A 25996-nucleotide genomic window follows, 5' to 3' on the forward strand; every position below is an offset into this window, starting at 1 on the left:
AGTTACTCCCACTCGATAGTCGAAGGCGGTTTTGAGGAGATGTCGTACACGACGCGGTTTATCTGGGGCGATTCGTTGATGATGCGGCTCGAGATCGTCTCAAGAAGCTCATAAGGCAGTTTGGCCCAGTCCGCGGTCATTGCGTCGTTCGAGGTCACCGCGCGTATCGCTATCGTGTTCAGATATGTCCTTTTATCTCCCATGACCCCGACGGTCCTTATGGGAAGCAGTACGGCAAAAGACTGCCAGAGTTTTGTGTAATAGCCGGCTTTTTTTACTTCGGTGACGACTATATCATCCACATCCTGCAGGATCTTCACCCTTTCTTTTGTGACCTCGCCGATTATCCTGATGGCCAGGCCCGGACCGGGGAAAGGCTGTCTTGAGATTATTTCTTCGGATATCTCCAATTCTCTTCCGAGAGCCCTTACCTCGTCCTTGAAAAGTTTCCGCAGGGGTTCGATCAGCTTGAACTTCATCTTTTTCGGGAGGCCGCCCACGTTGTGATGCGTTTTTATCCTGGCCGCCGATTTATTTTTTCCCGGCACGGCGCTTTCTATGACATCAGGATAAAGAGTTCCCTGGGCGAGAAAAGGTATCGTGCCCAGTTTTATCGCTTCTTCCTCGAAAGTGTGGATGAACTCGTTCCCGATTATGTGCCGTTTTTGCTCCGGGTCGGTTACGCCTTTAAGCTTGGAATAGAAATGCTCCGAAGCGTCCACATATATAATGTTTATTTTAAAATTCTTCTCGAACATGACAGCGATCTTTTTCGCCTCGTCCTTTCTCATGAAGCCCTGGTCGATGAACATGCAGGTCAGCTGATCTCCAACCGCGCGGTGCACGAGGACGGCGACGGTCGTAGAATCGACGCCGCCTGAAAGCGCGCAGAGAATTTTGTCTTTTCCAACCATAGTTTTTATTTTTTCGGTCTGGCGTTCGATAAAAGATTTGGTGGTCCATGTGGCCTGGCTGTTGCAGATGATAAAGACAAAATTCTTTATTATATCGTCCCCGTATTCGGTATGGACCACTTCGGGATGGAACTGGACGGCATATAGTTTCTTTTCTATATTTCCTATCGCCGCGGCAGGCGTGTTCTGTGAATGCGCCATTATCTTGAACCCGGGAGGAGCTTTTTCAACGCTGTCGCCGTGGCTCATCCAGCAGTTTATCTGTAGAGGGATCCCCGCGAAAAGGTTCGTGTGGTCGTCGATGTTGAGCGGTGTTTTGCCGTATTCCCTCACCGCGGACTCTTTTACGCTCCCTCCGAGTTCTTTTGCCATAAGCTGCATGCCGTAGCATATCCCGAGTATCGGGATCCCGCTTGTCAGTATCCCGGGATCAAGTTTCGGGGCGTCTTTTTCATAAACGCTGCTGGGCCCGCCGGAAAGTATTATCCCTTTGACTTCTTTTTTCTTTAATTCCCCGAGAGTCGTGGAGTAGGGGAGGACCTCGGAATAGACATTGCATTCCCTGACGCGCCGTGCGATGAGCATGCTGTACTGGGCGCCGAAATCAAGGACGACGATGAGGTCATGCTTTTTCATATATTGATTTTACATTACAGAATGAAAACTATCAACCGACTCAAAATGAATGTTATGCTCCGCGCATATAAAAATACTATAAAATTGTGTGAAATTTCGCAAAAAAAATGACGATAGATAATTAAGAAGATTTAAGGCTAAATCTCTTGAGCTTGTAAAGCAAGAGAATTATTTGAATACAAGGAGGCTGAAATGGCGAAATTAATTTCACCGGCAGAATTATCAACGAGATTTCGTCCGCAGATGGTGCAGGCTTTTGGTGTGAGACTGCCTATCCCAAGAGCGATATCTAGCAGAGCTCCGCAATGGATACAAAGTGAAATATCCGCCACTGGATGTTTACGTCCGCAACATGACCGTCTTGCAGGGGATGTATCTCCGGAAAAAATAAGTAAATTTTATGCAATCCCTCAAGCTTTAACAGGACTACGCTTTGATTTAAAGATTTCAACTGACACACAGGGCCGTATTCTCCCGTCATTGTTTCGGCCGAATAATTTTGCCGTGCTTCCGGGAAGTGCAGTTGAGTTTTCAGACATTCTTTACGGAAGAACTGCGGCTGCCTTTTTTGACCATCCGCAAGATGGTCTCCAGGTTCGTAGAGAGCCATTATATGAACATCTCTATCGTCTTGATACACTTGATCCTCCGGACGGCCACGGGATCCTAGTTGCAGTATTTCAGTTTGGAGTAATTAGTAACACAAAGGACGGATCAGATTCATCAAATTATGATGCGGGCGAGGGCTGGTGGCCCCTAGTACTTTCATTAAAAACTCCTGTTGATGAATAGAGGCTAAAACCGAGGACGGCTCTACTTATACATCCCGAGCTGCTGTGCTTTCTGGAAGACTTTTCCTTCTGTTAAATTTGACGGTGCGATGACGATATCTACGGACTGCATCTCTTTGATGTTCGAGGCGCCGAGAGTGCCCATCGAAGTCTTTAAGGCTCCCACAAAGTTCTCTGAGCCGTCATCGAATTTCGCGGGGCCGAGAAGTATTTCTTTTAATGAACCGATAGTCCCGACTTTTATCCTTGTCCCGCGCGGAAGCACCGAATTCGGAGTGGCCATGCCCCAGTGAAAACCTTTTCCGGGAGCTTCTTTGGATTTTGCAAGGGGCGATCCGATCATCACAGCGTCAGCTCCGCACGCGATAGATTTGCAGATGTCCCCGCCGACCACCATTCCGCCGTCAGCGATAATAGAAACGTATTTTTTTGTCTTCTTGTAAAAATCATCCCTTGCGCAGGCGCAGTCAACGATTGCGGTAGCCATAGGTATTCCGATCCCCAGGACTCCGCGTGAAGTGCAGGCAGCACCGGGGCCTATTCCGACCAGTACGGCAGAAACTCCGGTCTCCATAAGTTTAAGCGCGACTTCGTATGTCACGCAGTTCCCGACTATAACAGGGATCCTGACCGACTTGCAAAGTTCCGACAGGTCAAGCGGCTTAAAGAGCTTTGTTTTATGAAGAGTGGAAACGACAGTCGCCTGAACCACTAAAATATCGGCTCCCGCTTTTTCCGCAATATGCCCGTATTCCATGGCTTTCTGCGGCGTGACAGAGACGGCCGCGACCGCTTTTCTATCTTTTATCTGTTTTATTCTTTTTGTTATCAGTTCCGGTTTTACTTCTTCAAGGTAGATCTTCTGCATCAAAGGGACATATTCTTCGCGCGGGGCAAGGGCAATGCGGTCAAGGACATTGTCCGCGTCTTCATATCTTGTCTGTATGCCCTGGATGTTAAGGACTCCCATGCCGCCGCAACTGCTCATCAAGGCGGCCGTGTTCGGGTCGATGACGGAATCCATGGCGGATGCGATTATAGGCAGCTCAAGTTTCACTCCGGCGATCGTCACGGAAATATCCACTTCATCGGTCTCAACGGTAGAAAGCGACGGTACCAGCGCTATCTCGTCAAACCCGTAAACCCTCCTTGTTTTTCTTCCTTTTCCCAGCTCTAGTTCCATTGTTTGTCCTTTCTATCAGATCACTCCGCATTGGTCCGGATCGTTCAGCCGTTCATCATATCTTTCGGCGGTTTTCCGGACAGCTCTTTTTCCACATACATGGCTATCATCTTTTCGAGCTCATCGACGACGGGTTTTGGTATCCATACTTCACCGCACTCCTCGCAGATGAAAGCCGGCACGTCCTCGATCACGTAAAGTTTTTCATTCTCGTAATGGTCAAGGCTGACCTTGTCAAAGTAAAGCTTCCCCCCGCAGGCGCTGCATTGACCGGGATTTAGATCGCTAAAGGAATCGTCAGTGTTGTCGAGTTTCATTTATCTTTGAAAATTATTATACATTAACAAAAGGCTCTTGACAAGAACACCGCATTAAAGATAAAATTGTCTTCAGTCTGAAATAGAAAATCTAATCTGGAAGGGGGTGACTATTAATGAAAAAGAATTTTCTTTTCTTATTGACAGGTATTGTTTTGTTGTCAGCGACAGTGATCACAGGTTGTAATAACACGATCAATATTAATCTTGCGCCGGGCATGGTCACGTCACCTGAAGCTGTAGTATCAGGAGCGGCTACTGTTTCCGGAGGCACGGTAACCCTTAACCTGGGCTCCATCATCGTGAGCGGTGAAGCGCTTTCCGGGTTAACGGCGGCGAACTTCAAGATCTATGTCGGGACAGGGACCGATGTAACTAAATATACAGAGGTCACCCCGACAGTGACTTCGACAACCACCAGCAAGATTGACATGGTATTTATCCTGGACAGGACAGGCAGCATGGGCAGGACAATTACCGGATGCAAAAACAGCATTGTGGCTTTTGCGTCGACTCTTGATGCCGCGGGTGCAGATGTGAAGTTCGGTGTTGTAGCTTTTGGTGATACTCCGTCTGAACAGATGAATATAGCTTTGCCGGCGTCATCAACCCAGGTCCAGACTTTCCTGGCGACTGTCACAGCGAGCGGCGGAGGCGACGGACCGGAAAACCCGCTTGATTCCATCATGTATGCGTATAACAACTATACATGGAGGGCAGGCGCGCAAAAAGTGTTCATCGTATTGACGGACGCGTGCGCGCATCAAAAGGGTGATGGTCCGGACTATACAACAAGGACGCTTGCGGGCGTGCAGACATCGCTTTCGGGAAATGCCGTTGTATACACGGTCAGTCCGACAGAGGACAGCAATGCTTATCCTTCGCCTGGATATGATACCGGAACTGCGGATATAAGATGGTTGGCTGACGGATGCGGCTGGACCCCGACTATAACGACCGCGACATATGGAACTGTAAAAGGCAGAGATGCCGCAGGGACTACTTATGTTGGGACCGGCGGAAAGTGGATGGGACTGCCATCAAGCGGCAATGTAGACCTTACAGCGCTTGGCATATCAACGTCTGTCACAAAAGGATACACGGTCACATTCAGCTATACTGTAGGCACGACCTTGTACATACATGTCTTGATCGATAAAAATAAAGACGGGATATGGGATATTGACGGATTGCTTACCTTGACGGTTAGCACGTCCGGCAAGCCTGAAGGCGCAGTAGTTGATCCTTCAAAGAGATGGAGACCCGGACATAACTAAATGTTCTCCCGTCTTATTAAAGAGGCCCTGAGAAATTGGGGCCTCTTTTTCTGAGCCCGAACCCAAGCGGTTCGGCTCTTTTTTTTCTTGACAACACCCGTTATCAATAATAAACTTAATGGTGATGAAAAAGATCCTGTCTCTTCTTTTTATAGGTTCATTATTATTGTCCGGTTGCGGTGAGACCGTCATATCCAACGCTACGGTCACGGGTTTTGTGACTGACACTTCTGCTGCAGCGATCCCGGGAGCGACGGTGACTATAGCAGGGGTCTCGGGGACCACCGGATCAAGCGGCAGCTATAATTTAACCGGAGTAAAGACCGGACTGCAGACAATATCTGCATCCGCGGCGGGATATATCTCCCAGACGAAGCAGATAAATGTCGGCGCTCTTGAGACGAACTACGCGCCGGCCATGGTCCTTTCCAAAAAAGACGGCAAATCCACGGATGTTGGAAGCGGCGGCGGTGATGTTACTAATGCGGACGGTACCGTTAAAATAACCATACCCGAGAACGCGCTGAAATCCACGCAGATTATAACGGTCACAAAATGCGACCTGTCGGCTGCGCCGGCGCCACCGAGCGGATATAAATTCATCTATCTTGTCTATATAACGCCCGTGGACATCTCTTTAGAAAAAAAAGTGACGCTCAGGATACCCCTGTTGACCGAAGTGGCGTCGGATGTGACGGTCCCGTTCTTCAGGTTCGACACTTCAACTTTGAGCTGGGTCGCGATCGACAGCGGGTCAATTGATGCTGTAAGCAGTACGATATCAGTAGGTTTGAGCAATTTTGGCTGGATCGCTGCGGCGAGGAGCCTTGGTACGGGTTATGGAACCGTGAACGGAAGAGTTGTTTCATCATCAGGCCCGGTGATCGTTGGAGCGAACGTCTGGTATTCTTCAAATATCACCGTCAGTGATCCGAGCGGAAATTACACTCTCTCAAATATGCCCGAAGGCACCCTGACGATAAATGCTTACGCTGCGGGTTACAACGCAAATACCGCATCAGTGACGGTAAAAGCCGGCAGCCTCGTTTACGCGCCGGACATAGTGCTTTCTCCGACCGCGCCGCTTTACGGTACGATAACAGGACAGGTGATCAGCTCTTCGACTTCAGCGGGGATATCAGGCGCAAGGATAACGGTCTCGGGAAAGACCGCGTACACGGATTCTTCAGGTCTTTTTACAGTGACTGACATATCTCCGGGTTCGGTCAGTGTGACGGTCTACGCAAATGGGTATCTAAAAAAGACGTCTTCCGCAACGGTCACTGCCGGTGCGGGCACCACGCTCAATTTTTCTATCGACGTGACGACAGTATCGACGTTCTTTGATGATTTTGAGACGGACAAAGAATGGGTTAAGTCTATCTCTTATGTATATTCGCCAAAATGTTTGTGGAACAGGACCGCTAATTCTGCCGCGGTCAAGGACATATATGCTCCTGTTTATGTCACTCTTCCCGATTATGAAAAGAACGGCGGGGCGATACCTCTTGCTTACAGCGGGAGTTATTCGTACTGGTTCGGCGAGGCTGACAAGGGCTCCTTTATGGGAGAACAGCTGACGGTCCCGCCCGATACGGCGTTGTCAGGAGGAACTTCCGCCGCAAGGTATCAGGGAGACCTTACATCACCAACTATAAGCCTTGCGGGATACGAGTCGGGTAAGCTTTCTTTCTGGACCTGGTGGGAAGTGGAATCGATGCACTGCGCTTCCGGATTTGACGTGATGAAGATAATGATATCGACGGACGGCGGCGCCAACTGGAGCGATCTCGCGACGCTAAATCCGGTGATCGATCAGGCCGGCAAACAGGAATATCTTCCGTATTCATCGGGCGGATTCAATAAGGAAGGTGTCTGGGTAAAGCATGAATTAGACCTGACCCCTTATGTCGGCAATGACGTTCAGATACGTTTTTCGTTCGACGCGAAAGACAATAAATATAACGGTTTCAGGGGCTGGTTCATCGATGACGTGTCGGTGACTGCGGAGAGGATGTCGACGGCAGTGAGGAAATAGGGGCCGTATTTCCCTTTATGTTATAATCTTTCTATCAGGAGGAAATTTTCCATGCATTTCGGCATTGATAATTTAAGGCTGACCGATCCCGAGGTGGCTTCGGCTTTGGACGCGGAACTCGACAGACAGAGGAACAAGCTCGAGATGATCGCGTCGGAGAATTTTACCAGCAGGGCGGTGATGGAGGCGACGGGCTCGTGCCTTACAAATAAATACGCGGAAGGCTATCCTGGCAAAAGATATTACGGCGGATGCGAGTGTGTCGATACTGCGGAAAACCTGGCGATAGACCGTGCGAAGAAGCTTTTTGGTTCCCAGCACGCGAACGTCCAGGCACATTCGGGTTCACAGGCGAACACCGCTGCCTATATGGCATTCTTAAAACCCGGGGATACAGTTTTAGGCCTTAACTTGTCTCACGGCGGCCACCTCACCCACGGCAGTCCGGTAAATATATCCGGAATACTTTTCAATTTCATTCCGTATGGCGTCAGGAAAGAAGATGAACTTATGGATTACGACCAGATATCGGAACTTGCGAAAGTACATAAGCCTAAGATGATCGTCGCGGGAGCGACCGCATATCCGAGGACAATAGATTTTAAAAGACTGGGAGAAATAGCACGGGAAGCGGGCGCTTATCTTATGGTAGATATTGCTCATATCGCAGGACTTGTTATCGCAGGCCTGCATCCGTCTCCGGTCCCGCACAGCCATGTGGTAACATCGACCACGCACAAGACGCTGAGAGGCCCCCGCGGCGGCCTGATACTTTGCAGGGAAGAATATGCGAAGCAGGTAGACAAAGCGGTGTTCCCGGGGATACAGGGCGGGCCTTTGATGCACGTGATAGCGGCCAAGGCCGTTGCTTTCAAAGAAGCGATGCTGCCGCAGTTCAAAACCTATCAGGAACAGATCATAAAGAACGCGAAAGCTCTGGAAAAAGCTATGATCAAGAACGGATTCAGGCTTGTTTCCGGCGGCACCGATACGCATCTGATACTTGTAGACCTTACAAACAAAGGGCTTACGGGAAAAGCCGCGGAAAAGATCCTGGACGATGTCGGGATAACGGTCAACAAGAACACGATCCCTTATGAAACACAATCCCCTTTCATAACGAGCGGGATCAGGGTGGGGGTCCCGGCGCTGACGACCAGGGGCCTCAAAGAACAGCAGATGGAAGAGATCGCTGTCCTGTTCTCAAGGATACTTTCTGACGCGGACAATGAAAATGTAAAAAAACAGGTAAAAGAAGAAGTGGCAGCCTTGTGCGAAAGGTTCCCCCTATATGAAAAAGGAGCTTTTGAAGCTTGATAGTCCTCAGCGGCGTCTCAAAGATATACCCTAACGGGGTCGAAGCGCTCTCCGGCGTGGACCTCAGCATAGGGAAAGAAGAATTTGTTTTTATAGTGGGCCCCACAGGTTCGGGCAAATCCACACTTTTAAAAATGCTCTACAGGGAGGAACTTCCCAACAGCGGCCAGGTGATCGTGGACAGGCTCAACATCGCTGATATCAAAAAGAACCAGATCCCGTTCCTGCGGCGTAACATCGGCGTAGTTTTTCAGGATTACAAACTTCTTCCTTTAAGGACGGTATATGAGAACGTGGCGTTCGCCCTTCAGGTGCTGGGAGCTTCGCGCACTTATATCAGAAGGCAGGTGACGCAGGCGCTTGATCTGGTCGGCCTGCTGAAAAAAGCAAGAAGTTTTCCGGGCGAGCTGTCGGGCGGAGAGCAGCAGAGGGTCTGCATCGCGCGGGCGATAGTCAACAATCCTCCGCTGCTGTTGGCAGATGAGCCGACAGGGAACCTTGACCCTGCCACGTCCTGGGAGATCATCCATCTCCTTGAAAAGATAAACAAGCGCAGCACCACGGTAATAGTCGCGACGCATAACAAATCCATCGTGGACGGCATGAGAAAAAGAGTGGTCGCGCTCGAGAGCGGCCGCATCATAAGGGACCAGCAGCTGGGGGGCTACAGCAATGTCCTTTGAGTTCTTTTTAAGGGAAGCGTGGAACGGTTTCCGCAGGAGCGGGATCATGAGCGTGATATCGCTGGCGACCATAACCGTGTCACTGGTCGTCCTTGGCGCGTTCCTTCTGGTGATGTTCAACCTTGGGCATATCATCGACTCTGTCGGGTCCAAGATGGAGATCGTGGCTTATGTCGACAAACCAATAGACGACTATACCGCCAGCACTTATATGCTCCAGCTGACAAAGATCGAAGGGGTCCAAAGCGTAAGATATATTTCAAAGGACGAAGCCTGGAGCGATTTTAAAAGAGATTTTGAGGGGCGGCTCGAACTTGAGGAGATCGTAAAAGACAACCCCCTGCCCAACGCTTTTGTCATCAAAGTGAAAAAGCCGCAGCTTGTGACGGCGGTGGCAAAAAAGATATCCAACGTGCCCGATATCGACGAGGTGAGATATTCCGGCAGATTAGCCGACCGCTTCCAGACGCTGCTTGACGCAGTAAGACTGGGAGGGCTGATACTTGTCGCCCTGCTGATACTGGCGACCCTTCTTATCGTGGTGAACACGATAAGGCTTACGGTGATAGCAAGGCAGACCGATATAGCGATAATGAAACTGGTAGGCGCGACCAACAATTTTATCAAGTGGCCTTTCATTATCGAGGGAATACTGATAGGCGTGATAGGCGCGGCGCTCTCGTTCATCATATTAAAGTTCTCGTATGACCTTGTCGCGATGCAGATCATGAAAGCCCTGCCGTTCATACCGCTGGTCACCTCAAAGACGGAACTTTTTCTGATATACGGCGCGGTATCGGTCACGGGAGTGCTGCTCGGGGCTCTGGGAGGATATATTTCCGTAAATTCATTACTAAAGGAGACAATGTAAATGCTGAAATTTTTCAGGGAAAAGATGAAGGCGATAATGATAACGATAGCGGTAATATTCGCGGCGACGATGTTCTACGGCTTGGGGTATAAAGGGTTGAAAGGAGGTCCTGTCCAGCGCGCGACAAATGAAGGGCTCGCCACTGTGAACGGCAGGCAGGTGGACATATTCCGTTTCAACCAGATGGTCGGCCGCCTGATGGCGGCGCAGACAAAAGGAAGCCGCGACCCTATGGCTATGCTTTATATGCAGAACGTAGCCCTCGCGCAGCTCATTGATTTCACCGTTATTTTGCAGGCCGGGGAAGGACAGTCCAGGATAGGAGGGGAAGAGATCGACAAGGCAGTGACGGATATAATGTATTCAAACAAGATCCCAGACCTTAAGACTTTCCAGAACATATTGAGGTCCCAGGGTTTTTCGCTGGACGATCTCCGCCGGATGATAAAGGACGAGATAATCGTCCAGCGTTTTGTGGCAAAGATGAACGGAGAGGTCTCGGTGTCGCCGGACGATATGAGAGAGGTAAGAGCGCAACATATCCTGATAAGGCCGGCCGACGGGTCAAAAAAATCGTGGGATGAAGCGCTGAAACAGGCTGAGTCGGTATTGGCGCAGGCAAAGTCAGGCAAGGATTTTAACGCCCTTGCTAAGGAATATTCGCAGGACCCCGGGAACGCGAAAAAAGGAGGGGACCTCGGATTTTTTAAAAAAGGCGCGATGGTCAAAGAGTTCGATACGGCGGTCTTTGCGCTGAAGCCGGGAGAAGTGTCGCAGCCGGTAAAGACGCAGTTCGGATATCATATCATCAAGATGGATGAATCAAGGCTTGTCAAGGGAGCGGACAAAGAAAAGATCCTGGCGGAAAAAAAAGACAGGCTTTTCAAGGAATGGCTTGAGGGACGCAAAGAAAAGTCCCGGATCGAAATAAAGAACTATCTTTTAAATGCTTTTAACATGATGCTTAAGAACGACCAGTCTGGCGCGGTGATGGAGTTCAAAAAAGCCGCGGAGGCTGAACCTCAGAGCCCGTACCCGCATCTATTTTTCGGCAACATGCTGGTCCAGATGGGGAATAGCTCATCGGCATCGGAGGAATTCGGAAAGGCCGCGAACCTGGCGGGGCCCGATCCGTACGCCCATCTCTATATCGGGAAGGCATGCCTTAATACTTCAAGAACGTCGTCCGGAAAAACCGCAGAAGCGATGGCGGCAGAAGCGCTGTCGGAGTTCCAGAAAGCTTCCGTTCTCGCGGGCGAAAACAGAAAGATCCGTGAAGACCTGGCGGCATCGTTCAAAGAATTGAAGATGAAAACCCTTCTTTCGGAAGAGAACGGGAAACTTGAAAAAATAAAAGAGAAAGAAAAATTCGAGGAAGAGATAAAGAAAAAGATGGGAACGGGGACTTCCGAGACCGAAATAAAATGATCCCGGCGCTATTTCGCCAGATCGCAGGCTTCTTTTAAGAGCCTTTCAACATCTTCTTTCCGGGTAGCCTCGCAATATATACGGAGCAGAGGTTCCGTGCCGGAAGCTCTTAGTAATACCCAGCTTCCGTCTTCAAATATCAATTTTATCCCGTCCATGTCCCGGATGTCCTTTACTTTGAGACTTGCCATCTCTTTAGGAGGGGCTTTTGATAATTTTTCCATCACGGCATTTTTCTTTTGATCGTCTATGCGGATGTCCACCCTGTCGTAATAATACCGGTGAAATTCTTTTGAGATATCGGCCAGTATTTCTTCAAGGTTCTTTTTTTCGGCGGCCATAAGCTCGATCAACAGGAGCGCGCATAGAATGCCGTCCCTTTCGGGGATGTGCCCTTTGATCCCGAAACCGCCGCTTTCTTCCCCGCCGATAAGGATGTCCTCCTTCAGCATGAGATCGCAAACGTGTTTAAAACCGATCGGCCTCACGTACAATCTTAGCCCGTATTTTTCGCACATCTCGTCGATAAGATGAGTGACGTTGAAAGTCTTGACGACCGACCCGGCCATCTTTTTGTTCTTTACAAGATGATGGAGCAGCAGGGCAAATACCTGGTGCGTATTGATGAAGACCCCGTCCGAACCCACAGCTCCTATACGGTCCGCGTCACCGTCAAGCGCGAGGCCGACGACTTTTTCCCTTCCGCATTTATCAATGAGGGCTTTCAGGTTAGGTGTGATGGGCTCGGGGTTCACGCCTCCGAAAAGAGGGTCGCGGCGGTCATTGATCTCTTCTATCTTGATGAGGTCTTTCAGGACGGTCTTAAGATATCCGGAGCCGCTGCCGAAAAGACAATCAACTACGACTCTTACGCCCGATCCCGATATAAGGTCGAGATCCACCATCTTAGATACGCTTTCAAGATAATCTTTTTTCGGATCAAAGGTCTTTATTTTCCCCGCGGGCGTGTTTTTTGGTGATGCTTTATCGAGAAGCGCTTCGATTCTTTTTGTCATCTCAGGTGTTGCTGATCCAGCAAAGCTGCCTTTGACCTTGAAACCGTTCCAGTCAAAAGGGTTATGGCTGGCCGTTATCATTATCCCCGCGGGGCTCGAATATTTTTTTACGAAAAAAGAAACAGCAGGGGTAGGGCAGGAGCTTTCGGCCAGGAGCACGTCTATCCCGTTAGAAACCACTGTTTCCGCGGACAATCCCGCGAAATGTTCCGAAAGGAACCTGTTGTCGTAGCCGATCACGACGGGAGCGGACGCTTTTCCGACAAAGAGTGAAAAGGCTTCAGCAACGGTCTTTACGTTCTGAAAGGTGAAGTCCTCGGCAATGCGCGCTCTCCACCCGTCAGTCCCGAATTTGATCATATATAAAACCCTCCTCTAAAATGTCTCCTCATAAAATTCTTTTGTTCCGGTATCCGAAGGTCCCGATCCTTCTTTAATGATCTCTTCCCCGTTTGCCGGGGTAGTCTTTTTGCCGTGGGAGCTTGCGCAGACGCTCGTCGGCTGCTTACCTGCCCAGAAAGTGGCCCATTTGACTTTCCCGGGAGGACAGTCCGGACCGGCAAGACGGCCGGAATAAAGGCAGATCCTGACATTTACGACATTTTCCGGTTTTGGAAAATCTTCGGGAGGCGTCGCTGAAAGTACGGTCTCCATGAACTGTTTCCATATCCTGGGGCACACCGAGACCTCCGCGACGCCCTTCATGGGAGTATTGTCGTCGTTGCCGACCCATACTCCGGTTATCAGCTGCGGCACGAATCCTATGAACCAGGCGTCGCGGAAATTATCGGATGTTCCGGTCTTTGCCGCTGCGGGCCTGCCTATCTTGGCGCGATATCCCGTGCCGATCGCGATGACCCCTTTCATCATGTCGACCATGATATAAGCGATCTTGGGCTCCAGCACCTGCGTCTTTTTATCTTCGTTCTCTTCGATGATCCGGCCGTTCTTGTCTGTTATCTTTGATATGCAGAGAGGATCCGCCCTCACACCTCCGGTCGCAAAAGAGCTGTAAGCGGAGGTCATCTCCAAAAGAGACATATCGGATGTGCCGAGCACGAGAGAGAGGCTGGGGCTTATATCGGACTTTATCCCCATTTTGTGAGCGACAGCTATCGCGTTGTCGATCCCGACTTTCTGCAGCAGTTTTATAGCCGGGAGATTAAGGGAGTTCTCAAGCGCGTAACGCAGCATGACAGGTCCCCTGAACTTTTTGTCAAAATCTTTCGGCTTCCATTTGCCGTCCGGATGTTCCTTGTCCGGGAACACGTCGAAAGTCGCAGGCGTGTCATACAGTATATCTCCGGGAGAGATACCCTGTTCCATGGCCGCGGTGTAGACAAACGGTTTGAACGATGACCCGGGTGATCTTTTTGCCTGGGTCACCCTGTTGAACTCGCTTTTGTTAAAATCGCTCCCTCCGACCATCGTCAGTATATGGCCCGTAACGGGGTCGATGGTCAAAAGCGCGGCTTGCGAGAAATGGTATTTAGGACCTTCTTTCATGATGAAACTTGAGACCGTGCTTTCGGCCACGTGCTGCATCGGCATATTAAGCGTCGTGTAGATCCTTAACCCGCCCTTGTAGACCATCTCCGGCCCGTATTTTTCAACAAGCTGGTTGATCACAAAAGTGGTGAAATAAGGCGCGTTGAACTTATATTTGTTCATCTGTCCCATCGAAAGGGTGACTTTTTCTTTTTTTGCCGTTTCCGCCTGTTCGTCCGTTATCATCCCGTCGCGGGCCATTTTTTCAAGGACATTGTCTCTCTTTTTAATTGCGAGATCAAAATTCCTGTATGGCGAATATATTTCAGGAGCCCCTAAAATACTGGCAAGAAGCGCTGCCTCTCCGAGGGTAAGGCTGTCCGCATGCTTGCCGAAATAGATCTGGGAAGCGGTGTCGGACCCGTAAGTGTTGTGCCCCCAGTAGACCTGGTTCAAATACATCTCAAGGATCTCTTCTTTCGTGTATTTGCGCTCAAGCTCCAATGCTATATACATTTCCGATAATTTCCTGCCGAAAGTTTTTTTTGTGTTCAAAAAGAGAGACCTGGCCAGCTGCTGAGTGATTGTGCTTCCTCCCTGCTCGATACGGCCGCTGAAAAGATTTACCAGTGTCGCTCTTGCGATCGCTTTCAGCGAGATCCCGCGGTGGTTGAAAAAATCATTGTCTTCCGAAGCCAGCACCGCTTTTATCAGGTAAGGGGATATCTGCGAGATGGGAACGGATATTCTTTTTTCCCCCGCGTGTATGGTCCCTAGCACGGTCCCGTCGGCCGAATATATGATCGTAGATTCGAACGGGACGGCGTCGCTCAGGTCAGAAAGGTCCGGCAGTTGAACAGACCCCTGGATGGCAAAACCGGCTGTAGCCGCGATGACAATAAGTAATATTACTATCATCCAGCTGCCGCCCTGCTTCTTTTTCTTTTTCGGCATTTTCTTTAATGATTATAACATGGTAATAACAGCAACCCTCACCCCAACCCTCTCCCGCTAACCGCGGGAGAGGGAGAAAAAAATGCTTGTTGAATATTTCAATCAACTTTTTTATGCACCCTCTCCCTCAGGGAGAGGGAAGCCTGCCCGCAATGCTTCGCATAGCGAAGCAGGCGGGGGTGAGGTATGGGATGGTATGATATAATTTAATTGGAGTAAATAAAATGAAAAACATCCTGTTTCCCTGCCCAAGATCAAAATCGAGTGAAATTTTCAATAAATACCATCGATACTCTTTCAGCCGGTGACGATCCGGATATTAAAGGGAGAAAATAAAAATGCAGACAACTAGGGCTTCTTTTGCAGCAGCGCTAAGGACGAGAGTAAATAAAATGAAAAACATCCTGGTCATCCACGGCGCGAATCTCAACCTTCTCGGCCAAAGGGAACCTTCCGTGTACGGGAGTTTCACGATGGAAGATATCAATAAAGAGCTGAAGAAACTCGGAAAAGAGCTCGGGGCGAAAGTGGATTTTTTTCAGAATAACATAGAAGGCGAGATAGTGAACGCCATCCAGGCAGCGAAAGACAGGTATGGCGCTATTGTTATCAATCCCGGAGGTTACACGCATACCAGCGTCGTCATAAGGGACGCGATAGCGGCAGTGAAGCTCCCGACCGTGGAAATCCACATGTCGAACATCTACGCCCGCGAGAAATTCAGGCAAAGATCCGTAATCGCTCCCGTGGCATCGGGTCAGATCGCGGGTTTCGGAAAAGACAGCTACCTCTTGGGTCTCCGCGCCGCTGTATCTTTGATAAAGTAAGATGGGATCTCTCCGGATACGCTGCTTAAGAAAAGCGGCAAGCATCGCTTCCTCCGTTATGGATGAGATCACCCTTTTAATACAACCCGGAATGACCGAAAAACAAGTAGCCCTCATGATCAGGAGGATGCTGAGAAAAAAAGGCGCTGAAGGCCATTCTTTTGACATAATAGTAGCTTCAGGCAGAAGATCGTCGTTCCCTCACGGTTATGCCACAAAGAAAAAGATCAGGAAGAACGAGATCGTGATGCTGGATTTCGGCGCTGTGTATAAGGGATGGAAGTCGGATATTACGCGGACGGTCCATCTCGGAAAGTTTACAGGTTTTCAGAAAAAGGTCTATAATCTTGTATTAAAGGCCCATTTAAAGGCGGCAAGGGCGGTGGCCGACGGTGTCCCGGTAAAAGTGATCGATAAAAAGGTCAGAAGCGAGTTCAAGAAACACGGCCTTGAAAAATACTTCTGTCACAGCACCGGGCACGGGATCGGCAGGCATGTCCACGAACCGCCGAGGATATCCTTTAAAAGCGACGAGGTTTTGAGGCAAGGTATGGTAGTGACGATAGAACCGGGACTTTATTTTAAAAAATGGGGCGGCATAAGGATAGAGGATATGATACTTGTGACAAAGGACGGCCATGAGATGCTGACGCACGCGCTCCGATGAAGACTACGGCAATAATCGCGGCGGGCGGGCTTGGCACCAGGATGCGCAGTCCCGACGGAAAGCTTTTTATCGAGATCTGCGGCAAACCTGTGCTCGGCCTCACGATAAAAGCTTTTGAGAATTCGGAGATCATCGACGATATCATCCTTGTCGTCGCGCTCGACGAGATAGAAAAAGCGAGAAAATTAAAAGAGAGGGAAGGCTACAAAAAAATAAGGCATATAATACAGGGCGGAGCGTCGAGACAGGCATCGGTCTATAACGGGCTGCAGGTCGTCTCGGATGACACGGATATCGTCGTGATCCATGACGGCGCGAGACCTTTTGTGACAAAAGAGATAATCCTTGAGGCGGTCAGCGAGACAAGGGCGCACAGAGCGGTGATAGTGGGGGTCCCGGTCAAGGACACAATAAAAACGGTGAAGGACGACAGGCTTGTCTCGAACACCCTTGACAGGGAGATCCTGTGGCAGGTCCAGACGCCGCAGGTGTTCGATTTTAAACTTATAAAAGAAGCCTACGAGAGAGCAAACAGGCTGGACATCCAGGCAACGGACGACGCGAGGCTGGTAGAGCGGCTCGGTGAAAAAGTGAAGATGATCAGCGGGTCCTACGATAATATCAAGATAACAACGCCGGAAGACCTGATGATCGCGGAGGCGATACTGAGATCAAAACAGTCATAATCGGTATAATGGCAGGCCTGATAAGCGGGCTTGTGGGGGTGGGAGGCGGGATCGTGATGGTCCCTGCGATGGTCATATTATTAAAAATGAACCAGCATGAAACGCAGGGGACATCGCTGTTCGCGATCATACCCACGGCTGCGGTCGGAGCAGCGACTTACGCGGTATCGGGATATCTGAACGTCGGCGTGGCGCTCTGGGTCGCGATAGGCAGTTTTGCCGGAGCGTATTTCGGAAGCTCGTTCGCTAACAAGATATCGGAAAAGAACTTAAAGATCATCTATGTCTTATTTTTGATGGTGGTCGGGATAAAATTCTTAATAAAATGACAATAACAATACTGACAATGATCGTTTTGACGGGGTTCGGTGCAGGGCTGTTGAGCGGGATGCTGGGCGTGGGTGGCGGCACGATAATAGTGCCTGCTCTTGTGATAATACTCGGCTTTTCGCAGCATCTTGCCCAGGGGGTATCTCTCGCGGTCATAATCCCCACAGCGATAATGGGAGCTTACGGTTATTCTATAAGGGATAAGATCAACAGGGATGTCGGAGTAAGGATGGCTTGCGGTTCGGTAGCAGGGGTTCTTCTCGGCTCATATCTTGCCTGCAGGATCGCTTCGGACGACCTTAAAAAAATATTCGGGGTCTTTGCGATCATTGTCGCGTTAAAGATATTAAAAGATGTATTTTCCAAATAAAAATGAGTTCCTGGAACTTTCTAAAAAAGGCAACCTGATCCCTGTCTACAGGGAAATAATCGCAGACACGGAGACCCCGGTTTCCGCGCTTTCAAAGATCGCCGGAAAGTATTCTTTTCTGCTGGAAAGCGTTGAAGGCGGAGAGAACCTGGCGAGATATTCTTTTCTCGGCTGCGATCCCGAAATATTGTTCAGGAGCAAAGGCGGCGATATCGAGATCATATCCGTATCGGGAAAAAGAAAGACGACAGAGAAAAAGAAAGGCGACCCCTTAAAGGCGCTTAAAGAGGTCCTGGGGAAATATAAACCCGTAGATATAGAGGGCCTGCCGCGGTTTCACGGGGGAGCGGTCGGATATATAGGATATGATACCGTAAGATTTTTTGAGAACATCCCCGATAAGAACAGGGATGAGCTCAAGGTCCCGGACTGCCAGTTCCTTCTAACGGACACGTTCCTCGCGTTCGACCACGTGAAGCACAAGATAATCGTGATCTCAAACGCTTTCATAGAAAATGACCCGCAGGGAGCATACGATAAAGCTGTCGCAAAGATCGAAGCGATAGCAAAAAAGCTCAAGAAGGCCTCATCTCTAAGACCGCTGGATATCTCCGGCAAAAAAAAGCAATTAAAAATCGAATCTAACACATCTAAAAATGAGTTCGAAAAATCGGTTGAAGCGGCAAAAGAATATATAAAAGCCGGCGATGTCATCCAGGTCGTCCTTTCACAAAGGCTCAGCACCGGCGCCGCGATAACTCCGCTTGACGTGTACCGGAGCCTGAGGACGATCAACCCTTCGCCGTATATGTATTATTTTTCTTTTGACGGCATGCATCTTATCGGCTCATCCCCCGAGGTCATGGTAAGGCTGGAGAACGGGACCGCGACGGTCCGCCCGATAGCGGGCACGATGCCCAGAGGGAAAGACGAGAACGAGGACAAAGCTCTTGAGAAGGAACTTCTTTCTGATGAAAAAGAAAAAGCCGAACACATAATGCTCGTGGACCTGGCCAGGAACGACCTCGGCCGGGTCTGCGAGACGGGCACGATAAAGATCTCAGATTTCATGTCGATCGAGCGTTATTCTCACGTGATGCATATAGTCACGAACGTCTCCGGGAAATTATCCTCCGGCAAGGACGCTTTTGATCTTTTTGCGGCTTCTTTCCCGGCAGGCACTGTTTCGGGCGCCCCGAAAGTCAGGGCCATGGAGATCATCGACGAGCTTGAGAACGTGAAAAGGGGGCCTTACGCGGGCGCGGTGGGTTATTTTGATTTCAGGGGCAACCTTGATACCTGCATAACGATAAGGACTATATTGATGATAGGCAAAAAAGCCTATATCCAGGCGGGCGCCGGCATTGTGGCGGATTCTGTCCCGGAGAAAGAATACTTTGAAAGCCTGAACAAGGCAAGAGCGCTGCTCAAGGCGATAGAGGACGTCTCTAAATGATAAATTTCCGCCTGCTCAGGAATTCCGACATGACACTGTGGATCTGCGCGGCATTCCTTGTCCTGACCGGTTTTTTGGCCATATATTCATCGACGTTCGCGATGATGTCAAGAAAAGCGGCGATCTTTACCGAAGCCAATATAGATTCCCTGATGTTCTTAAAAAGGCACCTTGCTACTTTTTTCGTGGCGCTGTTGTTCATGTCGTTTTTCATGTACATCGATTATGCCCATCTGAAAACGGCTTCGTCATGGCTTTACGCTTTCATGATAGTCCTTCTTTTGACCGTGCTGTTCGTCGGTTTTGAAAGCTACGGGGCGCAGCGATGGATAGGGGCCGGGCCGTTTTCATTCCAGCCTTCGGAGATATCCAAGCTGATAATCATCATAGCTCTCGCAAAATATCTGGAGTCTAAAAAAGGCCTTGAACGCCTGAGAGACCTTTTTTTGCCGGCGGTGATAGTCGGCGTGCCGTTTTTGATGATATTCAAACAGCCGGACCTGGGCACCGCGCTCGTGCTTGCCGCGATCACGGTCACGATGGTCGTCTGGACGCAGGACAACCCGATGATATTATTACTGATATTCACTCCGGTCATCAGCGTCTTTGCCAGTCTCGCATGGATATGGTGGCTGGTCTATCTTGTTATCCTTGCGGCCGCGCTCTATCTCATCAGGCCTAAAGTAATAGATTTTATTTCCATAATAGCGGTGAATATTTTGACCGGACTTGCCGTGCCTGTGGTCTGGCATCTTTTAAAGGATTACCAGAAACAGAGGCTCTTTATCTTTTTGAACCCGTCTTCCGACCCGTTCGGCGCGGGATACCACACTATCCAGTCGCAGATCGCCATAGGTTCCGGAGGATTTTTCGGGGCCGGATATCTTCACGGCACACAGACACAGCTGCAGTTCATCCCGCAGCAGTGGACCGATTTCATCTTTTCGATGATCGGAGAGGAGTTCGGCCTGATCGGATCATTGCTGGTGATAATCGTGTTCGCGGTGCTCATCTGGAGGGCGATAACCATTGCTATAGAAGCCGGGGATATGTTCGGAAGCCTTTTGGCCGCGGGGATCGCCGCGATGTTCGCTTTTCACGCGGCTGTCAATATCGGCATGACGCTCGGCATCGCGCCAGTCGTTGGAATACCTCTTCCTTTTATCAGCTATGGCGGAACATCATTAATAGTGTCTTTGAGCGCGATAGGGATACTCCAGAGCATTTCGATGAGAAGGGTGAAGCTGTTCTTTTAGAGCTTATCGCTTAGAGCTTCTTCTTGCCATTGCTCCCCGCATTTGTTATCATATTTTCAATAATAGATGAAAAAAACGAAGCAATTAAATTTTCAGGAGATCATCTTCAGGCTTGAGCAGTACTGGGCAGGGCAGGGATGCGTGATCCAGCAGCCGTACGATATGGAAAAGGGCGCGGGCACAATGTCTCCCCCGACTTTTTTCAGAGTGCTGGGACCGGAGCCTTGGAACGTGGCGTACGTCGATCCCGTGCGGCGTCCCGGGGACGGAAGGTACGGTGAAAATCCGAACAGGCTCGGAGCTTATTATCAATACCAGGTCATCCTGAAACCGTCACCCCTGGACGTACAGGACATCTATATAAAATCTTTGAGCGTCCTCGGCATCGACCCGAAAAAACACGACCTGAAATTCGTTGAAGACAACTGGGAGTCCCCCACGCTCGGAGCCTGGGGCGTCGGCTGGGAAGTCTGGCTTGACGGGCTTGAGATAACCCAGTTCACATATTTCCAGCAGTGCGGGGGGTTCGAGCTGAAGCCGATAAGCGCGGAGATAACTTACGGCCTTGAGAGGCTCGCGATGTACATCCAGAAAAAGACGAACGTCTACGATATAGAATGGAATGAGCGGGTCACTTACGGCGATGTGCACCTCCAGGCCGAGAAGGAATATTCAAAGTTCAGTTTTGAGGAGGCTGATATCGATCTCCTGATGCAGTGGTTTGAAGGATACGAGAAAGAATCCTCGAGGCTTTTGAGATCGAACCTGGTCCTGCCCGCGTACGATTATGTGCTGAAGTGCTCTCACGCGTTCAATCTTCTGGAAGCGCGCGGAGCGATAAGCGTTACGGAAAGAGCTAATTATATAGGCAAGATCAGGAAGCTCGCGCGTATCTGCGCCAAATTATACCTGGAACAGAGAGAACAGTTAAGTTATCCGCTGATAAAAAATAAGGAGAATAAATAGCAATGAATAAACTATTGAAGCTTTTTGACAAGAATAAATTGACACTGATAGTAAGCCTGCCGGACAATTCCCCGGACCTCGCAAAAGCGGCGGTCGCCGGAGGAGCGGACGCGCTTAAGGTCCACATCAACATAAAGCATCAGGCAAGCGGCGTCACTTTCGGCTCTCTTGACCAGGAAGGCCCAAATCTTGAAAAGATACTAAAGGCGGCAAAGATACCGGTCGGTATTGTTCCGGGCAACGAAAAGAAGCCCTCCGAGAAAGAGATGCAGGAGATAATCAAAATGGGGTTTGATTTCTTTGACATGAACATAAATCAGATGCCGCCTTTCATGCTGGGGCTCAAAGGCATCACAAAAGTCGCGGCGATAGACGGAAAGGACGCGTCCGAGCGCCTCGTCACGATAAAAGAAGAGAACTGCGAAGCTATCGAGGCGGCGATCATCCCGCATCTCGGATACGGCCAGAACCTGACTATCGGCGACCTTCAGTATTACATCAGCATCGCGATAACTTCGCAGCTGCCGGTGATCGTGCCTACTCAGAGAAAGATCGGATCTGATGAGGTCCCGATAATAGCCGAGACGGGCGTCAAATCGCTGATGATAGGAGCTATCGTGACAGGGAAGACAGCTAAGATGATCGAACAGGCCACCAGAGATTACAGAAAAGCGATAGACAAGCTGGAATGATCAAGCTGTCCAGGCCAGCGGTCGCGGCAGTCCTCGTACAATTATTCCTCATATTGTTTTCAATAAGGGCTTTTGCATTTTCTTTCGCCGTGATGGGCGACAACCAGGGCAATGACAAAATATTTCAAAAAATCCTTACTATGGTGGACAGTGATAAAAGCATAAATTTTGCTGTCAATACCGGCGATATCACCTCTACAAGTTCCGCGTGGGAATTCAAGAAATATAAAAGCATGATCAGCCATTCGAGAGTAAAGTTTTACAACTGCATAGGCAACCATGACGTCCAATATCTTGGCAGGCAGATATTTATGGCAACATTCGGCAGCACTTACTATTCCTGGGACCACGGGGGCTATCATTTTATTTGCCTTGATAATGTACGGCCGAACGGGCTGGGCAGTTTGCAATATTCCTGGCTGAAGAAGGACCTCTCTTTAAATAAAGACAAGCCCAAGTTCATTTTCATGCACAAGCCGTTATTTGACATTTCCGGTTCTTTTCCGGAAGAAGTCATGTTCCCCAGAGCCCAGGCAGCAAGCTTGACGGCTATTTTCAAAAAAAATAAAGTCAAGGCGGTCTTCTGCGGGCATGTCCACGGATACGCAAAAGAAGAAAAAGACGGCGTCTTGTATATTATCGCGGCAGGAGGCGGGGGCTCTCTGTACCTGCCTTATTTTTCCGGCGGGTTCTATAACTACGTTAATATTACGGTCGACGATGATAATATATATGATGAGGTCATCAAGATCGAAGATGAAAATTGAGAGGATCTTCATTTAACATGAAAAAGATCGCATTGGTCCCGCTTGACGACCGTCCGTGCAATCTAAAGTTCCCTGCTAAGCTGGCTTCAGCGGAGAATATAGAAATAATATGTCCTCCCAAAGAAATATTGGGCCATTTTCTTGATCCCGGTTCTCCTGATGATATCGCATCATGGATAGAAAGTAAGATAGACGAGGCCGATGCTTTCATCATCTCGATAGACATGTTGTGTTACGGCGGGCTTATCGCGTCGCGCCGGCCTAAGGTAGCTCTTGAGGAAGCCGTTAAAAGGCTCGGTATAATATCAAAGATCAAAAAGACAAGGCCGGATGTCCCCGTCTATCTGTTCAATGTTTTAATGAGGATGTCGATAACGGTGGAAAATGAAGATTCTAAAATTATCTGGGAGAATATTTTCAGATTCTTCGAGCTTTCGGCAGTCGCAGAGATCACAAAAAACCACGGGGACGTCAAGGCTGCCGAGGATATAAAAAAAAGAATACCAAAAAATATTTTTGATGATTACTTCTTAGCCAGAAAAAGGAATCATGAGATAAATAAAAAAACGATCGAACTGGCAGGCAGCAGCTTCGCGGACTTTATAGTGATCGCAAAGGAAGACTGCGCTGTTAACGGGCCTCAAAAAGAAGAGGAAACCGACCTGAGTAAGATGATAGACGACGGCGGGCTTGGGCAAAAGGCTGTGATAATGAACGGTGCTGATGAAGCGGCTTGTGTTTTAGTCTCAAGGATGATACTTAAAACAACAAACAAGACGCCTTTAATTGCGGCAAGATATTCAAAGAACAAAGGCAAAGACATCGCCCTGTATGAGGACGAAGAACTCTGCGGGGTTGTTTCCGATCATATAAATGCTCTCGGGGCAAAAGAGACCGCGTCCCTGAAAGATGCAGAGGTCGTCCTTTTTGTCCATTCGTTCGACAAAAAGCAGAAAGACCTTTTATTCGAGGAAGTTATGATGCGGGGGGAAGAAGAACGGCACCTGCTGAAGAATTTCTGTTCTGAGATCGTGCTTGCTGCGGAGATCGGAAAGAAGACCGCGGTAGCCGACTGCTGTTATGCCAACGGAGGCGACCCTGAGTTCATGCTCTATCTGAAAAATGCCATAGACCTGTCATCGCTGTCCTCTTTTGCCGGCTGGAACACGGCGGGCAATTCTATCGGCTGCAGCCTTGCGCAGGCAGTCCTTCCGCAGAACAAGAGTTTTCTGCTGGAGCGTTTCATTGATGATCTGGGGTATCAGGCGACTGTCCGGCCTAAAATAAACGCCTTAATAAAACAAAAAGGGATATCGCCGTTTAATTTGGGCGATAATAACAAGGAAGTCGAGCAGATGGTGATCTCAGAAATGGATACATGGACAAAAGAATTCTTGTCAAGCTTACAGCTCACAACTTACACCTTACAGCTATCCCTTCCCTGGCCCCGGACCTTCGAAATCGACTGTGATATAATCTTGCCATGAACGATATCCAGACAGATGTACTCGTGTGCGGAGCCGGTCCCGCGGGTTTTGCGGCCGCGATAGCGGCTTCAAGGCTGGAAGTAAAAGTCCTTTTGCTGGAGCGTTACGGGTTCCTGGGAGGGATGGCGGCCGCAGGGATCGTGAACCCTTTCATGGTACCGAAACTGAACGGCGAGCCGCTTGTAAAAGGCATATTTGAAGAGATAACAGAAAGGCTGAAGAAAGAAAATGGTTGCGCCGAAGGCTCCCTTTTTGACCAGCCGCACATCATATTTGATCAGGAGGTCCTGAAAAATATTCTTTTTGAGATGATAGACGAAGCGCAGATAAAACTTTTGCTCCACAGTTTTGCGGTCGCATCCATAATGAAAGGCAATGAGATAAAAGGCGTTGTCGCTGCGGGAAAATCAGGCGACATCAAAATATTCGCGAAACGGGTGGTAGACGCGACAGGGGATGGTGATATAGCCGCTTTATCAGGCGCGGAATTCGAAAAAGGCAGGCCGCAGGACCATTTAAGCCAGCCGATGACACTTATGTTCAGGGTCTCGGGCATCGACGAAGAAAACATGCCTTCCAGGGAAAAGATCGATGAGTTATTTTTGGAAAGCAAAAGACAGGGCAGAATACGCACGCCGAGGGAGAACTTTCTCTGGTTCGAAACGACAAGGAAAGGCGAGATACAGGTCAATTCCACAAGAGTTCCCAAAGTAGACGGCACTGACGTGCTTGACCTTACAAAGGCTGAGGTCGAGGCAAGAAAACAGGTATCGAATTTATTCAAATTCCTGAAAACCGTCCCGGGCTTTGAGAATTCTTATATAAGCCTTGTCGCACCTCAGGTCGGTGTAAGGGAATCAAGAAGGGTCGCAGGAGAATACAGGCTGACGGAAAACGATGTGATGGACGGCACTAAGTTCGATGATCCGGTCGCCAGGTGTAATTATCCGATAGATATCCATAGCCCCGACGGGAGGAGCACTACGTTCAGAAAGCCCGGACCGGGGACTTACTACGAGATACCCTACAGGTGCCTTGTTCCAAAGAAGATAGAGAATTTGCTTGTGGCGGGAAGATGTATTTCCGTGACGCACGAAGCGCTGTCCTCGATGAGGATAATGCCGGTCTGCATGGCTCTCGGCCAGGCAGCGGGCGCGGCAGCCGCCATCTCTTTGAAAAAACATGTCACTCCCCGCAAAATAGATTACTGCGACCTGAGAAAGGTGATCAATGAACAGGGAGCCGAAATGCGGTGACAGTCTGTCCGGTGCACTTCTTGCGGATCAGATCAAATCTGTCTATCCGGAAAAGACGCCGGCAGAGATCGCTGAAAAGCTGGGCCTCAAAGTAATATTTGAAAGACCTGTCAATATGGGCGGAGTAAAAAGGATCAGCGAATACAGGCCGAAAACAAAAGAAATAGCGGTATTTTACAGTGAAAAAAAAGACGAAGCGGTCGCGCATGAGCTGTTCCATTATTTTGAAATGGCGAACGCGTTGAGGCCCGGCCGTAATAAGATATCCGAGTCCGAAGCCTCAATATTCGCAAAAAATCTGATACAATAATAATATCCGTTGA

25 protein-coding genes are annotated in these 25996 nt (G+C 49.3%); 20 read left to right on the forward strand and 5 right to left on the reverse strand.

Annotated features, from left to right (window positions below):
* Nucleotides 1-2: 2 nt before the first annotated feature.
* A complete protein-coding gene (gene guaA, locus NTZ10_01880) occupies nt 3-1550 on the reverse strand; it encodes a glutamine-hydrolyzing GMP synthase (GenBank protein MCX5748984.1) in 1548 nt (515 codons plus the stop codon).
* A 192-nt stretch (nt 1551-1742) separates the two neighbouring features.
* Here guaA and NTZ10_01885 point away from each other — a divergent pair, with 192 nt between their 5' ends.
* Nucleotides 1743-2342 (forward strand): hypothetical protein, encoded by a 600-nt coding sequence (locus tag NTZ10_01885; protein MCX5748985.1) that lies wholly within the window; start codon nt 1743-1745, stop codon nt 2340-2342.
* Nucleotides 2343-2363: 21 nt separating this feature from the next.
* On the opposite strand, the gene NTZ10_01890 is transcribed toward NTZ10_01885, so the two are convergent.
* Both NTZ10_01890 and NTZ10_01895 read right to left on the reverse strand, forming a co-directional pair.
* The gene (locus NTZ10_01890) at nt 2364-3524 is read right to left on the reverse strand and encodes a GuaB3 family IMP dehydrogenase-related protein (protein MCX5748986.1); all 1161 of its coding nucleotides are present in this window, start codon (nt 3522-3524) and stop codon (nt 2364-2366) included.
* Between the two features lie 44 nt (nt 3525-3568).
* Nucleotides 3569-3841, reverse strand: a complete 273-nt coding sequence (locus tag NTZ10_01895) for a YgiT-type zinc finger protein (protein ID MCX5748987.1) — start codon at nt 3839-3841, stop codon at nt 3569-3571.
* Between the two features lie 116 nt (nt 3842-3957).
* Here NTZ10_01895 and NTZ10_01900 point away from each other — a divergent pair, with 116 nt between their 5' ends.
* From NTZ10_01900 to NTZ10_01925, 6 genes are all read left to right on the forward strand, one after another.
* A complete protein-coding gene (locus NTZ10_01900; GenBank protein MCX5748988.1) occupies nt 3958-5118 on the forward strand; it encodes a VWA domain-containing protein in 1161 nt (386 codons plus the stop codon).
* Between the two features lie 124 nt (nt 5119-5242).
* The gene (locus NTZ10_01905) at nt 5243-7156 is read left to right on the forward strand and encodes a carboxypeptidase regulatory-like domain-containing protein (protein MCX5748989.1); all 1914 of its coding nucleotides are present in this window, start codon (nt 5243-5245) and stop codon (nt 7154-7156) included.
* 51 nt (nt 7157-7207) lie between these two features.
* On the forward strand, nt 7208-8473 hold the full coding sequence (locus tag NTZ10_01910; protein ID MCX5748990.1) for a serine hydroxymethyltransferase: 1266 nt from the start codon (nt 7208-7210) through the stop codon (nt 8471-8473).
* The gene (gene ftsE / locus NTZ10_01915; protein MCX5748991.1) at nt 8470-9156 is read left to right on the forward strand and encodes a cell division ATP-binding protein FtsE; all 687 of its coding nucleotides are present in this window, start codon (nt 8470-8472) and stop codon (nt 9154-9156) included. Before NTZ10_01910 ends, ftsE begins: the two co-directional genes overlap by 4 nt.
* On the forward strand, nt 9146-10027 hold the full coding sequence (ftsX, locus tag NTZ10_01920) for a permease-like cell division protein FtsX (protein ID MCX5748992.1): 882 nt from the start codon (nt 9146-9148) through the stop codon (nt 10025-10027). Before ftsE ends, ftsX begins: the two co-directional genes overlap by 11 nt.
* Complete coding sequence (locus NTZ10_01925; protein MCX5748993.1) at nt 10028-11455, forward strand: peptidylprolyl isomerase; 1428 nt, start codon at nt 10028-10030, stop codon at nt 11453-11455. It abuts the gene before it with no gap.
* An 8-nt stretch (nt 11456-11463) separates the two neighbouring features.
* Here NTZ10_01925 and NTZ10_01930 read toward each other — a convergent pair whose 3' ends face one another.
* Both NTZ10_01930 and NTZ10_01935 read right to left on the reverse strand, forming a co-directional pair.
* Nucleotides 11464-12831 carry a phosphoglucomutase/phosphomannomutase family protein gene (locus NTZ10_01930; protein ID MCX5748994.1) on the reverse strand — a complete coding sequence of 456 codons (1368 nt, stop codon included), beginning with the start codon at nt 12829-12831 and terminating at the stop codon, nt 11464-11466.
* A gap of 15 nt (nt 12832-12846) precedes the next feature.
* Nucleotides 12847-14913, reverse strand: a complete 2067-nt coding sequence (locus NTZ10_01935) for a penicillin-binding protein 1A (protein ID MCX5748995.1) — start codon at nt 14911-14913, stop codon at nt 12847-12849.
* A 392-nt stretch (nt 14914-15305) separates the two neighbouring features.
* On the opposite strand from NTZ10_01935, the gene aroQ reads away from it, so the two are divergent.
* The 13 genes from aroQ to NTZ10_02000 all read left to right on the forward strand — a co-directional run bounded on the left by aroQ (nt 15306) and on the right by NTZ10_02000 (nt 25983).
* A complete protein-coding gene (gene aroQ, locus NTZ10_01940) occupies nt 15306-15740 on the forward strand; it encodes a type II 3-dehydroquinate dehydratase (GenBank protein ID MCX5748996.1) in 435 nt (144 codons plus the stop codon).
* A 1-nt stretch (nt 15741) separates the two neighbouring features.
* Complete coding sequence (locus NTZ10_01945) at nt 15742-16407, forward strand: M24 family metallopeptidase (protein MCX5748997.1); 666 nt, start codon at nt 15742-15744, stop codon at nt 16405-16407.
* Complete coding sequence (gene ispD, locus NTZ10_01950; GenBank protein ID MCX5748998.1) at nt 16404-17093, forward strand: 2-C-methyl-D-erythritol 4-phosphate cytidylyltransferase; 690 nt, start codon at nt 16404-16406, stop codon at nt 17091-17093. The genes NTZ10_01945 and ispD overlap by 4 nt, the downstream gene beginning before the upstream one ends.
* 8 nt (nt 17094-17101) lie before the next feature.
* Entirely contained in the window at nt 17102-17422 is a 321-nt protein-coding gene (locus NTZ10_01955; GenBank protein ID MCX5748999.1) for a sulfite exporter TauE/SafE family protein, read from the forward strand.
* Nucleotides 17419-17793 (forward strand): sulfite exporter TauE/SafE family protein, encoded by a 375-nt coding sequence (locus NTZ10_01960; protein MCX5749000.1) that lies wholly within the window; start codon nt 17419-17421, stop codon nt 17791-17793. Before NTZ10_01955 ends, NTZ10_01960 begins: the two co-directional genes overlap by 4 nt.
* Entirely contained in the window at nt 17777-19249 is a 1473-nt protein-coding gene (trpE, locus tag NTZ10_01965) for an anthranilate synthase component I (protein MCX5749001.1), read from the forward strand. Before NTZ10_01960 ends, trpE begins: the two co-directional genes overlap by 17 nt.
* Nucleotides 19246-20505 (forward strand): rod shape-determining protein RodA, encoded by a 1260-nt coding sequence (gene rodA / locus NTZ10_01970; protein MCX5749002.1) that lies wholly within the window; start codon nt 19246-19248, stop codon nt 20503-20505. The genes trpE and rodA overlap by 4 nt, the downstream gene beginning before the upstream one ends.
* A gap of 66 nt (nt 20506-20571) precedes the next feature.
* Entirely contained in the window at nt 20572-21471 is a 900-nt protein-coding gene (gene glyQ / locus NTZ10_01975; protein MCX5749003.1) for a glycine--tRNA ligase subunit alpha, read from the forward strand.
* 2 nt (nt 21472-21473) lie between these two features.
* Nucleotides 21474-22163, forward strand: a complete 690-nt coding sequence (locus NTZ10_01980) for a hypothetical protein (GenBank protein MCX5749004.1) — start codon at nt 21474-21476, stop codon at nt 22161-22163.
* Nucleotides 22160-22930: a metallophosphoesterase gene (locus tag NTZ10_01985; GenBank protein MCX5749005.1), complete on the forward strand. Its 771-nt coding sequence runs from the start codon at nt 22160-22162 to the stop codon at nt 22928-22930. Before NTZ10_01980 ends, NTZ10_01985 begins: the two co-directional genes overlap by 4 nt.
* Before the next feature lie 17 nt (nt 22931-22947).
* A complete protein-coding gene (locus NTZ10_01990) occupies nt 22948-24417 on the forward strand; it encodes a DUF4127 family protein (GenBank protein ID MCX5749006.1) in 1470 nt (489 codons plus the stop codon).
* A complete protein-coding gene (locus NTZ10_01995) occupies nt 24414-25673 on the forward strand; it encodes an FAD-dependent oxidoreductase (GenBank protein ID MCX5749007.1) in 1260 nt (419 codons plus the stop codon). The genes NTZ10_01990 and NTZ10_01995 overlap by 4 nt, the downstream gene beginning before the upstream one ends.
* The gene (locus tag NTZ10_02000; GenBank protein ID MCX5749008.1) at nt 25648-25983 is read left to right on the forward strand and encodes a hypothetical protein; all 336 of its coding nucleotides are present in this window, start codon (nt 25648-25650) and stop codon (nt 25981-25983) included. The genes NTZ10_01995 and NTZ10_02000 overlap by 26 nt, the downstream gene beginning before the upstream one ends.
* Nucleotides 25984-25996 lie beyond the last annotated feature (13 nt).

The organism is Candidatus Saganbacteria bacterium (assembly GCA_026387835.1).
In the GTDB taxonomy this organism is placed as follows: domain Bacteria; phylum Margulisbacteria; class WOR-1; order JAKLHX01; family JAKLHX01; genus JAPLKZ01.

Coding starts and splice junctions, on each gene's coding strand:
- guaA (MCX5748984.1), bottom strand. CDS start 1,550: ATGAAAAAGCATGACCTCATCGTCGTCCTTGATTTCGGCGCCCAGTAC.
- NTZ10_01885 (MCX5748985.1), top strand. CDS start 1,743: ATGGCGAAATTAATTTCACCGGCAGAATTATCAACGAGATTTCGTCCG.
- NTZ10_01890 (MCX5748986.1), bottom strand. CDS start 3,524: ATGGAACTAGAGCTGGGAAAAGGAAGAAAAACAAGGAGGGTTTACGGG.
- NTZ10_01895 (MCX5748987.1), bottom strand. CDS start 3,841: ATGAAACTCGACAACACTGACGATTCCTTTAGCGATCTAAATCCCGGT.
- NTZ10_01900 (MCX5748988.1), top strand. CDS start 3,958: ATGAAAAAGAATTTTCTTTTCTTATTGACAGGTATTGTTTTGTTGTCA.
- NTZ10_01905 (MCX5748989.1), top strand. CDS start 5,243: ATGAAAAAGATCCTGTCTCTTCTTTTTATAGGTTCATTATTATTGTCC.
- NTZ10_01910 (MCX5748990.1), top strand. CDS start 7,208: ATGCATTTCGGCATTGATAATTTAAGGCTGACCGATCCCGAGGTGGCT.
- ftsX (MCX5748992.1), top strand. CDS start 9,146: ATGTCCTTTGAGTTCTTTTTAAGGGAAGCGTGGAACGGTTTCCGCAGG.
- NTZ10_01925 (MCX5748993.1), top strand. CDS start 10,028: ATGCTGAAATTTTTCAGGGAAAAGATGAAGGCGATAATGATAACGATA.
- NTZ10_01930 (MCX5748994.1), bottom strand. CDS start 12,831: ATGATCAAATTCGGGACTGACGGGTGGAGAGCGCGCATTGCCGAGGAC.
- NTZ10_01935 (MCX5748995.1), bottom strand. CDS start 14,913: ATGCCGAAAAAGAAAAAGAAGCAGGGCGGCAGCTGGATGATAGTAATA.
- aroQ (MCX5748996.1), top strand. CDS start 15,306: ATGAAAAACATCCTGGTCATCCACGGCGCGAATCTCAACCTTCTCGGC.
- NTZ10_01945 (MCX5748997.1), top strand. CDS start 15,742: ATGGGATCTCTCCGGATACGCTGCTTAAGAAAAGCGGCAAGCATCGCT.
- ispD (MCX5748998.1), top strand. CDS start 16,404: ATGAAGACTACGGCAATAATCGCGGCGGGCGGGCTTGGCACCAGGATG.
- NTZ10_01955 (MCX5748999.1), top strand. CDS start 17,102: ATGGCAGGCCTGATAAGCGGGCTTGTGGGGGTGGGAGGCGGGATCGTG.
- NTZ10_01960 (MCX5749000.1), top strand. CDS start 17,419: ATGACAATAACAATACTGACAATGATCGTTTTGACGGGGTTCGGTGCA.
- trpE (MCX5749001.1), top strand. CDS start 17,777: ATGTATTTTCCAAATAAAAATGAGTTCCTGGAACTTTCTAAAAAAGGC.
- rodA (MCX5749002.1), top strand. CDS start 19,246: ATGATAAATTTCCGCCTGCTCAGGAATTCCGACATGACACTGTGGATC.
- glyQ (MCX5749003.1), top strand. CDS start 20,572: ATGAAAAAAACGAAGCAATTAAATTTTCAGGAGATCATCTTCAGGCTT.
- NTZ10_01980 (MCX5749004.1), top strand. CDS start 21,474: ATGAATAAACTATTGAAGCTTTTTGACAAGAATAAATTGACACTGATA.
- NTZ10_01985 (MCX5749005.1), top strand. CDS start 22,160: ATGATCAAGCTGTCCAGGCCAGCGGTCGCGGCAGTCCTCGTACAATTA.
- NTZ10_01990 (MCX5749006.1), top strand. CDS start 22,948: ATGAAAAAGATCGCATTGGTCCCGCTTGACGACCGTCCGTGCAATCTA.
- NTZ10_01995 (MCX5749007.1), top strand. CDS start 24,414: ATGAACGATATCCAGACAGATGTACTCGTGTGCGGAGCCGGTCCCGCG.
- NTZ10_02000 (MCX5749008.1), top strand. CDS start 25,648: ATGAACAGGGAGCCGAAATGCGGTGACAGTCTGTCCGGTGCACTTCTT.